A 13,563-nucleotide genomic window follows, 5' to 3' on the forward strand; every position below is an offset into this window, starting at 1 on the left:
TCCCCGCGGTCAGGGCAAACGGTCTTCGGGCTCCGGAGGCTGTCCACCTTCCCTCCGCAACAGCCGGCGCGCCGCCTCGATGTCGGCCCGCGCCGCGCAACCGGAGAAGAACTCGGCGGTCTTCATCGCGGAGATCTTCTCCGCCACTGCCGTCGTCACGAACTGATTGATGCTCGTGCCGTCCGCCTTGCTGATCTCTACAATGGCCGCCTTCAGCGACGCAGGCAGCCGCAACGGATAGGTGCTGAGCAGTTTCTTCATGACGGGAGGTTCCTCAATGCCTCCTGGGGTGACAGCACTGATATGCCGAAGCGGGCCGGGGCCTGGCCGAAGTCCCGCCGGTTGAAGGTGACCAGGGCGTCGGCCGCGCCGTTGATGGCGGCTTCCAGGACCATCTCGTCGGCCGGGTCGCGTAGCTGCGGGCGCCACAGGAACCGGGTTGCAACTGGTTCGGCGACCGCGCACAGCGCGGTGACGATGGTCTCGACATCGGTCTCGCTCAGGCCCGACGCGATGCGCTGGTCCGCGTCGCCGCAGACCGCTTCGTATTCCAGCGCCAGCGCCACGGAGACCAGCAGCGTGAATGCACCGGTCAAGGCTCGGTCGAGCAACTCTGCCGACGCACCGGTCGGACTCCGCAGGCCGGCGACGACGACATTGGTGTCCAGCACCAATCTCATCACATACGATATCACGACGTAGCGAACGCGCCCGGAAGCGGAGGCTCGTCCCACGAGCGATGGCGGCGACGAGGGATAGGGCGACAACTGCCTGGGGGCGGCATCACTCGACTGGAGGCGTCGGCCCGCATGTGCGAACTGGCGGTCGCGCCGTCGCCGGCGACTGTACAATTCTCCTTGTGCGCGACTACGACCCCCAGGCGATAGAGAAGAAGTGGCAGCGCCGCTGGCGGGAGCGCCGCGCGTTCGAGGTGGCAGTGGATCCGGAGCGGCCGAAGTTCTACTGCCTCGTGATGTTCGCCTATCCGTCCGGCCACGCCCACGTCGGCCACGTGCGCAACTACATGATCGGCGACGTGGTGGCGCGCATGAAGCGCATGCGCGGCTACAACGTGCTCCATCCGTTCGGCTGGGACGCCTTCGGCATGCCGGCCGAGAACGCCGCGATCAAGAACCGCACGCATCCGGAGACCTGGACGCGCGCGAACATCGCGCACATGAAGGACCAGTTGCAACGGCTGGGGATCAGCTACGCCTGGGAGCGGGAGATAGCTACCTGCGACCCGGAGTACTACCGCTGGAACCAGTGGCTGTTCCTGAAGATGTACGAGCGGGGGCTCGCCTACCGCCGGCAGTCCGCCGTCAACTGGTGCTCCGACTGCCGGACGGTGCTCGCCAACGAGCAGGTCGTGGACGGCGGCTGCTGGCGTTGCGGAACGGCGGTGGAGACGCGCAACCTGAAGCAGTGGTTCCTGCGCATCACGCAGTACGCCGACGAGTTGCTCGACGGAACGGAGAAGCTCGACCAGTGGCCGGACAAGGTGCTGACGATGCAGCGGAACTGGATCGGCCGCTCGCACGGCGCGCTCGTCCGCTTCGCCCTGGCCGGCGAAGGCGGCGCGTCGGTTGGCGCGGCCGGCTCCTCCGGCCCGGCCGGTACCGACGGCGGGGGTGAACCGGCGGAGGACGGCATCGAGGTCTTCACCACGCGCATCGACACCATCCACGGGGCCACGTTCGTCCTGCTCGCGCCGGAGCATCCGCTCGTCGAGCGGATTGCGGCCGGGCGGTCCGACGCGTCGGCGTTCCGGGCTCGGGTGGGTCGCTTTCGCGCCCTGGACCGAACGGCGCGGCTGACCGGGCAGATCGACAAGGAAGGCGTGGACACCGGACGCCGGGCGGTCAATCCCTTCACCGGCGAGACCGTGCCGATCTGGGTGGCCAACTTCGTCCTGGCCGAGTACGGCACCGGGGCGATCATGGCGGTTCCGGCCCACGATCAGCGCGACCTGGAGTTCGCCCGCAAGTACGGGCTTCCCGTGCGGGTGGTCATCCAGCCGGCGGGAGAGGCGCCCCTGGACGACGGTTTGGACACGGCGTTCGCGGATCCCGGCGTCCTGGTCGACTCGGGGGAGTTCTCCGGCCTGGAGAGCGATCGCGCGCGGGCGGTCATGACGGCGGCGGCCGAGGAGCGCGGGATCGGGAAGGGCCGGGTGCAGTACCGGCTGAAGGACTGGGGCATCTCCCGCCAGCGCTACTGGGGCACGCCCATACCCATCGTCTACTGCGACACTTGCGGAACCCGTCCGGTGCCCGAGGACCAGCTCCCGGTGGAGCTGCCGCGGGTGGAGGAGTTCACCGGCCGCGGCGACTCGCCGCTGGCGCAGGTGCCGGAGTTCGTCGACGTGGAGTGCCCGGACTGCGACGGCCCCGCGCGCCGCGAGACCGACACGATGGACACGTTCGTCGACTCGTCGTGGTACTTCTATCGCTACTGCGACCCGCGCGGCGACACGGCGCCGTTCGACCCCGGGACGGTCCGCTACTGGGCGCCGATCGATTTCTACAGCGGCGGGGTGGAGCACGCGATCCTGCACCTCATCTACTCCCGCTTCTTTTGCAAGGTGCTGCGCGACCTCGGGCTGGTGGAGCACGACGAGCCGTTCACGCGGCTGCTGACGCAGGGGATGGTCCTGCGCGACGGCGCGGTGATGTCGAAGTCGAAGGGCAACGTGGTCGATCCGGACCAGATGACCGCCACCTGCGGCGCGGACGCGCTGCGGCTCTACGAGATGTTCGTCGCCCCGCCGGAGAAGGAGATCGAGTGGACCGACGCCGGGCTCGACGGCAGCGCCCGCTTCCTGGCCCGCGTCTGGCGGCTCGTGACCCCGTTCGCGGAAATCTGCGCCGCGGGCGGCGTTCCTTCCGTAGAGGGGCTGGAGCTCGGCGACGCCGAGCGCGCACTCCGGCGCAAGACGCACGACACCATCCGGCGCGTTTCCGAGGACCTCGATCCGCGGGTGCACCTGAACACCGCCGTGTCGGCGCTGATGGAGCTGGTGAACGACCTGTACGCCTACTGCGAGCGGGCGCACATCGGCCCGTTCGCGGGCGATCCTTCCGCGCCGGCGTCGGGGGCCGGGCCGGCTTCGCTGGCGGTCGTACGCGAGGCGCTCGAGGCGCTGGTGCTGATGCTCTCGCCGTTCACTCCGCACCTGTCCGAGGAGCTGTGGGAGGCCATGGGCCATGGCGAGGGCGTCGAGGCGGCGGGGTGGCCGGTCTTCGACGCCGACGTGGCGCGGGCCGACACGCTGGTCCTGCCCGTGCAGGTGAACGGGAAGGTGCGCGCCCGGTTGACGGTCTCCGTCGACAGCGGCGAGGACGAGCTGCGCCGGCTCGCGCTGGACCAGCCGCAGGTGCGGGCGCACACCGCGGGGAAGACCGTCGCCCGGATCGTCGTCGTGCCGGGCCGGCTCGTCAGCATCGTCGCGAAATCGTGAGAGGAGTGCACCCGATGCAACGAATCCCACCGAGGAACAACGCCCGCGGAGCGGGCATGGACGCGCGGATGCCGGGGCGCCTGCGCCGCGCGCCGGCGGTTTGCGCTCTGCTTGCCGTCCTTGCCTGTGGCGCCCTCTCAGGGTGCGGCTACTCGCTGGCCGGGCAGGGATCGTTCCTGCCGGATTACATCGAGACCGTCGCCATCCCGATGTTCGAGAACAACACCCCCGTCTTCGACGTGGAGCAGCTTCTCACGCAGGAGGTGCGTACCGCATTCATCAGCCGGGGCTCGTACCGGGTTCAGACGGCGGAAGCGGGCGCCGACGCGACCTTGACCGGGACCATCACCGACATCCGTATCGCGCCGGCCAGCTTCAGCGCGGACCAGCAGGCCTCCCGCTACGTCTTCACGCTGCAGGCCGCCATCGAGTTTCGCGATCTGACGACCGGCGAGGTCGTCTGGGACGATGCCCAGATGGTGTTCAGCGACGAGTACGAGGTGGCCTCGGGAACGGGCGACATCGCCAGCGTATCGACCTTCTTCGGGCAGGAGGCGAACACCGTCGAGCGGCTCGCCGTGGACTTCGCGACCACGGTGGTCAGCTCCATTCTCGAGGCCTTCTGAGGGCGCGTGGGCGTACTGACGCCGGCGGCGCTGCGGGCCCGGATCGCGTCCGCCGAGCCGGATCCCGTCTATCTCCTGGTCGGCGACGACGAGCGCGAGAAGGCGGCGTTGATCGCGGCGCTGGCCGATACCATCGACGAGGGCGTGCGCGCCTTCAATCTCGACCGCTTCCACGGCGGCGACGCCGGCCTGGACGACGTGCTCGCCGCGGCGGGAATTCTGCCGGTGATGGCCCCGCGCCGGATCGTCATCGCGGTGCGGGCCGAGCGGATGCTGCAGCCACCGAAGGAGAGCGAGGCCTCACGTCGCGCCCTGGCGGCTCTGGAAGGCTACCTGCAGGCGCCGCCGGCCGAGACGACGCTCGTGCTGGCGGCGGACGGGCTGGACACGCGGCGGCGGATCGCGAAGCAGCTTCGAGAGCGGGCCACCGTCGTCCGCTGCGGCGTTCCGGAGGACGCGGCCGGGGTTCGCGACTGGATACGGGAGCGCGTGGAAGAGGCGGGCCGGCGGGCCGAGGCCCCGGCAATCCGTTTGCTGAGCGACCTCGTCGGCCGCGACGCCGTGCGCTTGCGGAACGCGGTGGACCGGCTGCTGCTGTTCGCGGATGCGGGCGACGCGATAACCTCGGCCCACGTACGTGAGTTGCTGGGCCCGGTCACACCCGGCGCAGCCGACGACTGGGCAGTGGCCCGCGCCATCGAGCAGGGCGCGACCGACCGTGCGCTCCGGGAGCTGGGGCTGACCCTCGACGCCGGGGCCGTGCCCTACATGGTCCTGGGCCAGCTCGCGTGGGTTGCCCGGGCCAAGCTTGCCGGGGCCCGGGTCGCGCCCGCGATAGAAGCGGTCTTCCGTACGGACCTCGCCTTGAAACAGTCCGGCGGGGATCCGCGCGTTCTGCTGGAGCGCCTGGTGGTGGATCTGTGTGGAACCGCGACGGCACGGGGTGCGAGCCGCCGCTTCCGGTCTTAGCCTAGCCGCCTAGCCTTCCGGGGCCGGCGCCGACGCCTTCCGCATCCGCTTCTCGAGCCGCGACTTGTGCCGCGCCGCCGCGTTGCGGTGGATGACGCCCTTGCCCGCGAGCTTGTCGATCAGGGCCGACGTCGCGCGGATCGACTCGCGCGCGCTCGACGCCTGGTCCTCGTTCCCGCCGTCGACTGCGCCGATGGCGCTGCGCGCCGCACGGATCGCGCGGCGTACCCGGCTCTTCATGCGGTTGTTTCTGTCCCGGCGCTGGAGACTCTGCTCGTGGGCCTTGATCGCAGACTTGTGGTTCGCCATGAAACTCCCAATCCCGGCAGTCCGCGGTGAAAGGCACCGCCGCATGCGAGCGACGATGCATCCCGCGGGGACTGCATTCTTCCCGGGGCGCGGCCGCCGCGCAAGGACGGCAAACCGGCGCCGTCCGCTACCTGCCGTGCGACGAGTAGACCTCCGCGTTGCCGTTTCTCTCGAATGCGATGACGTCGTAGCGCTGTATCGGCCGGCCCGGCACTTCCATGCCCGGAGACCCGATGGGCATTCCCGGCACCGCGAGTCCGGCAACGCGCGGACGCTCGATGAGCAGGCGCGCGATGTCCGCGGCCGGCACGTGGCCCTCGATCACGTAGTCGCCGACGATGGCGGTGTGACACGACGACAGCGCCGGGGGAACGCCTGCGCGCCGCTTGAGCGGCACTACGTTGGGGACGTCCGTCATCTCTACGTCGAAGCCGTGTTCCTGCAGGTGAACCACCCACTTGACGCAGCAGCCTCAGGTGGGGGACTGGAAGACCTTGATTGTCTCCGCATGCTGCTGGCCGTGTGCAACGCCCGACGACACCATCAGGCCGGCTGCCAGCAGCAGACCGAGCGCCAGTACGAGATTTCGCATGGACATGCTCCTTGGCGCGGGCGACAGACAACCCGCGAGTGACCGCCATTATAAGGCAACGCGACGGGTTTCGGGGACGAGTCGGAGCGTGCCCGACCGGTCCAATCGACACCTCCCTCGTCCGGGGCGGCCGGCAATCATGGTGGCCCTTGCGGCCCGGACCACGCGACCTCCCCGAGGATCCGGTCGTCTTCGGCCACCGTGCGGGGCTCGTGGGCGGGATTGTCGCTGGCCAGCAGCCAGCGGGCGCCGGACTGCCGCAGGCGCTTGACGACGAGCCCCGCGTCGGTGCGGACCGCGAACAGGCGTCCGTCCAGCGGTTCGGTACGGCCGGCGTCGATCGCGACGAGGTCCCCGTCGCGAATCGTCGGCTCCATCGAATCGCCCACCGCACGGACGCAGGTGAGGCGTTCCGGCCGCGCCCAGGTCGCCAGCGCGTCCGTCGCAACGGCGATCGACATCTCGGGCGACTCGTCGAATACGATTTCGCCGGAGCCCGCCGCGAGCCGGACGTCGGGAGCGAACGGGATCATTGCCACGGCGCTGTCGCGCCCCGTGCGAGCGGACGATCGTCCGTCTGACGCCGGGCCGGAAATCAGCGCCACGGCTGTCGCCGTCCGGTCCACGAAGTCCTGTACGAGGCCGACGCTTTCGCGCAGTCTCGATGCCAGCGCGTCCCTGTCCAGCGCCTCGAGTGCGTCGGCGACGCTGGCATCTCGCGGGAGGCCGAGTGCGTCGGCGATCGCCGGCGGCAGTCCCGGTCCCGTCGACGAGGGCGCCCGGGCCGGGCCGATGTAGAGCTCGAGGTCCAGCGCGGAGGCCATCAGCTCGAGGGTCGTGCTGCGCGCGGCGCGGCCCTGCATGATGCTTCTCAATTGTCCGACGGGGATGCCGGTGCGAAATGAGAACGGCCGCAGACCCTCTGCCGCGACCCGCTGGCGCACGGCCTGCCGCAGGTAGTCGATGCCGTCGGAACGTGTCACTACTGACACGATATCAGGAATCGAGCGGGTGGGGTCGGGTTCTCGGAACACCCTGCATGCTGAACGCGGCGGCGCTCGGTAGCGGGGCAGCTCTTCTTCAGCCGTCGCCGCGGCCCCGCGGGCCGCACCACGCGACCTGCCCGAGAATCCGATCGTTCTCGGCCACCGGATGCGATGCATGGGTACGGTTGTCGCTGGCCAGCAGCCAGCGCCCGCGGCTCTGCCGCAGGCGCTTGATGACGAGACCGCTGTCCGTCCGAACCGCGAACAACTGTCCGTCCAGCGGGTCGGTCCGGGCCGGGTCGACCACGACGAGGTCGCCGTCGCGGATGTTGGGCTCCATGGAGTCGCCGGCCGCGCGCACGCACGTCAGGTGCTCGGGCCGCGCCCAGGACGGCAGGGCGTCGGCGGCGACGGCGATTGACACCTCCGGCGATTCCTCGAACACCACCTCGCCGGTACCCGCCGCGAGCCGCACTTCCGGAGCGAACGGGATCATGACCACGCCGCTCTCCGAGGCCTCGCCTGCGCGCGAACGCCCACCGGAGACGAGGCGGGGAATCAACGCCGCCGCGGTCGCCGCCCGTTCCATCAACTCCTGCACGAGTCCGATTCCCTCGCGCAGCCTCGACGCCATCGCATCCTTCTTGATCGCGTCGAGAGCGTCGTCGATCGTGGCGTCGCGCGGCAGGTCGAGGGCCCGCGCGATCTCCGAGGGGAGCCGCGGCCGGGTCGTCGAATCCGCCCGCGCCGGGCCGATGTAGAATTCCAACTCCAGGACGGACGCGATCAACTCGAGGGTCGTGCTCCTGGCCGCCCGCCCCTCGATCACGCTCCTCAACTGTCCGAGCGGGATGCCGGTGCGGTGCGCGAACGGACGCAGTCCCTCCGCGTCGATCCGCTGCCGAACGGCCTGCCGGAGGTAGTCGATCCCGTAGCGTGTCACGACCGACACGATACACGGAATCACTTGCACGCACGTGCCATTTGTGGCATGCTTCCGTGCCATGGACGACACGGTTCGGCGGCTCGTGGCGCTCTGCGGCCTGTTCGCCGAGAGCACCGGGCGGAGCATCTCTACCGTCTCCCGCTACGCGACGGGAAGCGGCGAAACCATCGCGCGGCTGCAACGCGGCCACGCCATCACGACGCGGCGCGCGGAACGCGCCATCCGCTTTCTCTCCGACAACTGGCCGGCGCCGGTGGAGTGGCCGGCAGACATTCCGCGCCCCGCCGTATCTCCAGGTCTCGCCGATGAGCCGGAACTGCCGGTCGCGGCCCTCGGCGACGGCAGGGACGCGCTGTCCGTGGAACCGCTGAGCAGCGGCTGAGAGACCGGCCTTTTCTCCCGCGCTTCACGAGGTCCGAGCCCAGGCGCTTCGATTCGAGGCTGGCGCGGCAGGCAGCCGGTAGCAGCGGCTCGTCGTTGCCTATTCGCGACCCTTCAGGCGCCGGAGTTGCCGCCGCTGCTGCTTGTCGGGGGCCGTAGCGCGGCCGGCGCGCCGGAGCAGCATCCTGAACGCCAGCTCCTCCTCCCTGGGCGGCGGCGTCCGGTCCTCGTACAGCCCCCGCGCGTCGGCCTTCGGCAGATGGTGCTCGGCGAGCGCCGCCACCGACACTATCTGCGTCACACCGTTGGGGCGGGTGATGCGGATCTCGTCGCCAGGGCGGATCTCCCGGTGCGGCTTCGCTCTACGACCGTTGATCTCGACCTTGCCGCCCTTCGCCGCGCGCTGCGCCTCGGAGCGCGTCCGGAAGAGGCAGGCCACGTCGAGCCAGACGTCGAGACGTACGCACTGCAAGAGGTCCGTGTCCGTAGGCTGGGACGGTGATCCTGCCCGATTATCCATGAGCGGTGCAGGGCGGTTCCCGGCGATCCCGCACGATGCGCGGCGGTAGTGGAACGCGGCGGGACGCTTCGCCGCGAAGCTACGATCCGACCAGCATGCGGCCGACCGCGGTGCGGCTCTCGGGAACGATGCTGTCGATACGGTCGATCTGCCGGCCGCCCGCCTGCGCAAAATCCGGGCGCCCGCCGCCGCGTCCCCCGACGATGGGCGCGAGCTCCTTGATCAGATTGCCCGCGTGGACGCGATCCGTCAGGTCACGGGTTACCGAGACGACCAGGGCCGCCTTGCCGTCGTTGTCGGACGCCAGCACCACGACTCCGCTTCCGAGGCGGTCGCGGAGCGAGTCGGCGAGTGTGCGAAGCGCTCCCGGCTCGAGGCCGGACACCACGCGGGACACGACCGGGATGCCGTCGACCTCCTCCGCACCGTCATCCTGCGCCTCTCCCGCCGCCGCACCGGCCATCGCCGCCTGCACTCTGAGGCGCTCGTTCTCACGTACAAGCCGCTTGTAGTCGGCGGCCAGCTTTCTGACGGCGTTCGCAGCCTGATCGGCGTGGACCCTGTTCACGGGGCGACGGAACCGGAGGTGGTGCAGTCTGTCGACGGCCGCCACTGCTGAATCCGCTGGCGTATCGAGGGCGTGGGCCAGCAGGGAAAGCTCGTCTCCGCGATCCTGGAACATCTGTACGGCCTTCTCTCCGGTCACTGCCTCAATCCGCCGGACGCCGGCCGCAACGCCGCCCTCGTGGGTGATGAGGAAGGGCCCGATGTCGCCGGTCGCGCGGCAATGCGTCCCGCCGCAGAGTTCGACGGAGAAGTCCGGGACGGTGACGACGCGCACCCGATCCCCGTACTTCTCGCCGAAGAGAGCCATGGCGCCGGCTGCGATGGCCTCCTCCGTCGACCGCTCCTCGGTCTCGACTGCCTGATTCCGGAAGACGTGACTGTTCACCAGGCGTTCGATCCGGTGCAGCTCGTCGGCGGTGACCGGTTCATGGTGAGTGATGTCGAACCGGAGGCGATCCGGGTCTACGAGCGATCCCGCCTGCCGCACGTGCTTCCCCACGATCTCACGCAGCGCCGCGTGCAGGAGGTGTGTCGCGGTGTGGTTGCGCCGGATGTCGTCGCGGCGCTTCCCGTCGACCTCGGCGGTTACCTCGTCGCCGAGACGGAGCTCTCCGTCGCGCACCGCGGTCAGGTGCATTCGGGGCCAGACCCGCTTCAGGCGCACCACATCTTCCACGGCGGCGCCGAGATCCTTCGCGATCAGGCGGCCCGTGTCCGAGACTTGGCCCCCCGCCTCCAGATAGAAGGGGGTCCGATCGAGTACGACGTATCCTTGCTCCCCGGGAGCGAGCGCCTCGACGCCGGTGAGACCCGCGCCGTTGCCGTCGCGACGGAACAGATGGGTGATGCCGCTCCGGGTGGATGTGGTCTCGTAACCGTCGAACTGCTCCGGACGGAATTGCGGTTCGCCCTTCGACGTAAGCACGTACGGTCCGGCGGTTATCGCAACCTCCGATTCCTGCGCGCCGCCGAACGTCGCCCCCGCGCGGGCGCGGGCTCGCTGTTCCTCCATCGCCCGTTCGAACTCCGCCCGATCCACATCCACCGACCGGGACTGCGCCATGTCCTCGATGAAGTCGAGGGGCATGCCGAACGTGTCGTAGAGCTGGAACGCCGCGTCTCCGGTCAGGGTTCCTCCGCCGCTCTCGGCGACGGCGAGCGCCGCTTCCAGGTGCGGCAATCCGTCGCGGAGCACGCGGTCGAACTGCGCCTCCTCGCGGCGCACGACCGATGCGATGACCTCGCGGCTGGCATCCAACTCGGGATACGCACCGGCCATCTCGGCAATCACCACGCCGGTGAGCTCGTGCAGGAACGGCTCGGTCAGCCCGAGCTTCTTTCCGTGCCGCATCGCCCGCCGCATGATCTTGCGGAGCACGTAACCGCGCCATTCGTTCGACGGGACGACGCCGTCGGCGATGAGGAACGTCATCGCGCGCAGGTGATCCGCGATTACACGCAACGACACGTCGCTCGTGTCGTTCGCCGGGCGGCCGGCCAGCGGCCCGTACTCCGAGCCCGCCCTTTCCCCGATGGCGGAGAGGAGGGGGGAGAAGAGGTCCGTGTCGTAGTTCGACAGCTTGTCCTGCAGGACCGCGACTATCCGCTCGAGTCCCATGCCGGTGTCGATGGACGGGGCCGGCAGCGGCGTGAGCGAACCGTCCGCCCGCCGCTCGAACTCCATGAAGACGTTGTTCCAGATCTCGACGTAGCGGTCGCAGTCGCAGTCGATGCCGATGCAGGGTTCGGTGGTGCAGGGCAGATGGTCGCCGCGGTGGTAGTGGATCTCCGAGCAGCGGCCGCACGGGCCCGTCTCGCCCATCGCCCAGAAGTTCTCCGCCGCGCCCAACTCGGCGATGCGCGACGCCGGGACGAGGCGCTCCCAGATGGCGTACGCCTCGTCGTCCCGCGGGACGCCGTCCTCGCCCTTGAAGACCGTCGCGTAGAGGCGCTCGGCGGGGAGGTTCCAGACGCCCGTCAGCAGCTCCCACGCAAAGGGGATGGCGTCGGCCTTGAAATAGTCGCCGAACGAGAAGTTGCCGAGCATCTCGAAGAACGTGTGGTGCCGAAGGGAAGGCCCGACGTTCTCGAGGTCGTTGTGCTTCCCGCTGACCCGCATGCACTTCTGGGACGTCGTGGCGCGCCGGTACTCCCGCCGCTCGGCGCCGAGGAAGAGGTCCTTGAACTGGTTCATCCCCGCGTTGGTGAACAGCAGCGTGGGGTCGTCCCCGGGCACGAGCGGGGAACTGGCCACGATGCGGTGCCCGCGCTCGCGGAAATACTCGAGAAAGCTCTGTCGAATCTCGGCCGAAGTCATCCGGGTCATTTTGTCACACGGCATCTCGCCGCCGGCGGCGCGGCGGCGATACCTCCTTCAGGAGGGCTCCTCGTCATCCGCCGGTGCGGGCGCCGCGGCGCGGTTGCGCAGCGTCGCGGTCACCATGCGCGGCTCGAAGCCCTGGCGAACCAGATAGCGGTACAGCTTGCCTAAGTGGATGCGGTCCTCGACCGCCGCGCCCTCGGGCAGGCGCCGTGCGAGAGCCCGTTCGAGCACCGTTTGCACACCGTGCTCGGCGTAGACCTCGGCCACGGCGGCGTGCGCCACCGCGGGTGCGATGCCGAGTGCGGCGATCTCCCGCTCGGCCCGGAGGGGGCCGCGATGGGTTACGCGGGCCGCCCGACGGGCATGCACGCGGGCGGTACGGCTGTCGTCGAGCGCGCCCTCCTGCTGCAGGCGGGCGACGGCGGCCTCTATTCCGCCGCTATCGAAACCTCGCCGGCGCAGCCCCTCTACCATTTGTGCCGTGCACCGCTCGCGCCGGGCCAGCAGGGACAACCCCGCTGTGTAGGGATTGGAAGGCAAAGCGCACTGCAGGCCGCCGCGCCGGGCTCGTACCGTCAGCCTGCTCCGGCTGCGGCCTCGGCCCCTTGCGCCGCCGTCACGGGATCGCCGTAGACGAACTTCAGCCAGCCGTGCGTATCGGGTACGCGGCCCTTGATGACGTCGAAGAAACGGCGCTGAATGGCCGCGGTCAGCGGGCCGCGCTTGCCGTTGCCGATCGCGATTTTGTCGATCGACCGGATGGGCGAGATCTCGGCCGCGGTGCCCGTGAAGAAAACCTCGTCGGCGATGTACAAGGCCTCGCGCGGCAGCGTCTCCTCGCGTACCTCGAACCCGAGATCTCCCGCCAGCGTGATGACGACATCGCGTGTGATGCCCGGCAGGATCGAGTCGGCGGACGGGGGCGTCGTGATGAGGCCGTCACGGACCACGAAGATGTTCTGGCCGCTGCCTTCGCTCACGAAGCCGCGCGGGTCGAGGGCGATGCCTTCGGCGTACCCGTTCAGGGTCGCCTCCATCTTGATGAGCTGCGAGTTGGCGTAGTTGGCGGTCGACTTGGCCACGGACGGGAACCGGTTGGGCGCCCCCCGGCCCCAGGAGCTGACCTGGACGTCGACGCCGTGCTCGAGCGCGTCATCCCCCAGGTAGGCGCCCCATTCCCAGACCAGGATCGCAGCCTCCACCGGGCAACTGAACGGGTTGACCCCCAAGGTGTCGTAGCCCCGATAGAGCAGCGGACGGACGTAGCAGGCGCTGTACCGGTTCGCGCGTATCGTGTCGAGAATCGCCTCGTGGAACTCTTCCGGTTCGAGCTCCTTGTAATCCATGCGGTAGATCTTCGCCGAGTCGTACAGCCGCCGGACATGTGCGTCGAGGCGGAACACGGCGGCGCCGTCGGGCGTGTCGTAGCAGCGTGCACCCTCGAAGACGCCGCTTCCGTAGTGGATGACGTGGGAGCCGATGTGAATCTTCGCGTCGGCCCAGTCGACCAACTCGCCGTTCATCCAGATACGGCCGGTGCCGAAGCTCATGGCAATTCCGTGATCTCTTCCGAGGCCAACAGGTTAATTGTCCAGTCTAAGAGGGCGGCGCGCGGTTTGCAAGCGAACGAACTACCAAATCTCTCCGCAGAACGGGCAGCGGTCCGCCCGCGCGTGCAGCGGCTTGTGGCAGCGCGAGCAGAAGCGGCTCGACGACGGGCTGTCGCTGCGCCGGCGGCGAGGGGTGACGCGGCCGCGGGCGCGGGGCGCCTCGGCGTGGGGTTCCGGCGGCGCCGCCCCCCGCCCGGGCGGGGGGGGGGGCCCCCGGGAGGTTTTAAAAAAAGCGCGCCCCCGCGACCAAAGACAGACGGGGAAGGGGGGGGGT

13 protein-coding genes and 1 pseudogene are annotated in these 13,563 nt (G+C 69.5%); 4 read left to right on the forward strand and 10 right to left on the reverse strand.

The window, feature by feature from the left end; all coding sequences use genetic code 11:
* Positions 1–9: 9 nt before the first annotated feature.
* Both F4X11_09505 and F4X11_09510 read right to left on the reverse strand, forming a co-directional pair.
* Positions 10–261, reverse strand: coding sequence for a toxin-antitoxin system HicB family antitoxin (locus F4X11_09505; protein ID MYN65248.1), 252 nt, complete (start codon positions 259–261; stop codon positions 10–12).
* On the reverse strand, positions 258–680 hold the full coding sequence (locus F4X11_09510; GenBank protein ID MYN65249.1) for a putative toxin-antitoxin system toxin component, PIN family: 423 nt from the start codon (positions 678–680) through the stop codon (positions 258–260). The genes F4X11_09505 and F4X11_09510 overlap by 4 nt, the downstream gene beginning before the upstream one ends.
* 59 nt (positions 681–739) lie before the next feature.
* On the opposite strand from F4X11_09510, the gene F4X11_09515 reads away from it, so the two are divergent.
* Genes F4X11_09515 through holA form a run of 3 tightly spaced genes read left to right on the forward strand, consistent with a single transcriptional unit; the run spans position 740 to position 5,055 of the window.
* Positions 740–3,460: a leucine--tRNA ligase gene (locus F4X11_09515; protein ID MYN65250.1), complete on the forward strand. Its 2,721-nt coding sequence runs from the start codon at positions 740–742 to the stop codon at positions 3,458–3,460.
* Between the two features lie 14 nt (positions 3,461–3,474).
* Positions 3,475–4,086 (forward strand): hypothetical protein, encoded by a 612-nt coding sequence (locus tag F4X11_09520; protein MYN65251.1) that lies wholly within the window; start codon positions 3,475–3,477, stop codon positions 4,084–4,086.
* Positions 4,087–4,092: 6 nt separating this feature from the next.
* Positions 4,093–5,055, forward strand: a complete 963-nt coding sequence (gene holA, locus F4X11_09525; GenBank protein ID MYN65252.1) for a DNA polymerase III subunit delta — start codon at positions 4,093–4,095, stop codon at positions 5,053–5,055.
* Positions 5,056–5,064: 9 nt separating this feature from the next.
* On the opposite strand, the gene rpsT is transcribed toward holA, so the two are convergent.
* The 4 genes and pseudogenes from rpsT to F4X11_09545 form a co-directional block, all read right to left on the reverse strand.
* Entirely contained in the window at positions 5,065–5,364 is a 300-nt protein-coding gene (gene rpsT, locus F4X11_09530; GenBank protein MYN65253.1) for a 30S ribosomal protein S20, read from the reverse strand.
* A gap of 127 nt (positions 5,365–5,491) precedes the next feature.
* Positions 5,492–5,956 (reverse strand): annotated as a pseudogene (locus F4X11_09535) (DUF411 domain-containing protein).
* 137 nt (positions 5,957–6,093) lie between these two features.
* On the reverse strand, positions 6,094–7,119 hold the full coding sequence (locus F4X11_09540) for a hypothetical protein (protein ID MYN65254.1): 1,026 nt from the start codon (positions 7,117–7,119) through the stop codon (positions 6,094–6,096).
* A complete protein-coding gene (locus F4X11_09545; GenBank protein MYN65255.1) occupies positions 7,037–8,014 on the reverse strand; it encodes a LexA family transcriptional regulator in 978 nt (325 codons plus the stop codon). Before F4X11_09545 ends, F4X11_09540 begins: the two co-directional genes overlap by 83 nt.
* Here F4X11_09545 and F4X11_09550 point away from each other — a divergent pair.
* A complete protein-coding gene (locus tag F4X11_09550; protein MYN65256.1) occupies positions 7,971–8,270 on the forward strand; it encodes a hypothetical protein in 300 nt (99 codons plus the stop codon). The genes F4X11_09545 and F4X11_09550 overlap by 44 nt on opposite strands.
* A 99-nt stretch (positions 8,271–8,369) precedes the next feature.
* Here F4X11_09550 and F4X11_09555 read toward each other — a convergent pair whose 3' ends face one another.
* From F4X11_09555 to F4X11_09570, 4 genes are all read right to left on the reverse strand, one after another.
* Positions 8,370–8,789 (reverse strand): RNA-binding S4 domain-containing protein, encoded by a 420-nt coding sequence (locus F4X11_09555; protein ID MYN65257.1) that lies wholly within the window; start codon positions 8,787–8,789, stop codon positions 8,370–8,372.
* A 79-nt stretch (positions 8,790–8,868) separates the two neighbouring features.
* Complete coding sequence (gene alaS, locus F4X11_09560) at positions 8,869–11,673, reverse strand: alanine--tRNA ligase (GenBank protein ID MYN65258.1); 2,805 nt, start codon at positions 11,671–11,673, stop codon at positions 8,869–8,871.
* 57 nt (positions 11,674–11,730) lie between these two features.
* A complete protein-coding gene (locus tag F4X11_09565; GenBank protein ID MYN65259.1) occupies positions 11,731–12,153 on the reverse strand; it encodes a RecX family transcriptional regulator in 423 nt (140 codons plus the stop codon).
* 101 nt (positions 12,154–12,254) lie between these two features.
* Positions 12,255–13,229 carry a branched-chain amino acid transaminase gene (locus F4X11_09570; GenBank protein ID MYN65260.1) on the reverse strand — a complete coding sequence of 325 codons (975 nt, stop codon included), beginning with the start codon at positions 13,227–13,229 and terminating at the stop codon, positions 12,255–12,257.
* Between the last annotated feature and the right edge of the window lie 334 nt (positions 13,230–13,563).

This window comes from Acidobacteriota bacterium (assembly GCA_009861545.1).
In the GTDB taxonomy this organism is placed as follows: Bacteria; Acidobacteriota; Vicinamibacteria; order Vicinamibacterales; family UBA8438; genus WTFV01.

Coding starts and splice junctions, on each gene's coding strand:
- F4X11_09505 (MYN65248.1), bottom strand. CDS start 261: ATGAAGAAACTGCTCAGCACCTATCCGTTGCGGCTGCCTGCGTCGCTG.
- F4X11_09510 (MYN65249.1), bottom strand. CDS start 680: ATGAGATTGGTGCTGGACACCAATGTCGTCGTCGCCGGCCTGCGGAGT.
- F4X11_09515 (MYN65250.1), top strand. CDS start 740: ATGGCGGCGACGAGGGATAGGGCGACAACTGCCTGGGGGCGGCATCAC.
- F4X11_09520 (MYN65251.1), top strand. CDS start 3,475: ATGCAACGAATCCCACCGAGGAACAACGCCCGCGGAGCGGGCATGGAC.
- rpsT (MYN65253.1), bottom strand. CDS start 5,364: ATGGCGAACCACAAGTCTGCGATCAAGGCCCACGAGCAGAGTCTCCAG.
- F4X11_09540 (MYN65254.1), bottom strand. CDS start 7,119: ATGCATCGCATCCGGTGGCCGAGAACGATCGGATTCTCGGGCAGGTCG.
- F4X11_09545 (MYN65255.1), bottom strand. CDS start 8,014: ATGCTCCGCCCGGTGCTCTCGGCGAACAGGCCGCAGAGCGCCACGAGC.
- F4X11_09555 (MYN65257.1), bottom strand. CDS start 8,789: ATGGATAATCGGGCAGGATCACCGTCCCAGCCTACGGACACGGACCTC.
- alaS (MYN65258.1), bottom strand. CDS start 11,673: ATGACTTCGGCCGAGATTCGACAGAGCTTTCTCGAGTATTTCCGCGAG.
- F4X11_09565 (MYN65259.1), bottom strand. CDS start 12,153: ATGGTAGAGGGGCTGCGCCGGCGAGGTTTCGATAGCGGCGGAATAGAG.
- F4X11_09570 (MYN65260.1), bottom strand. CDS start 13,229: ATGAGCTTCGGCACCGGCCGTATCTGGATGAACGGCGAGTTGGTCGAC.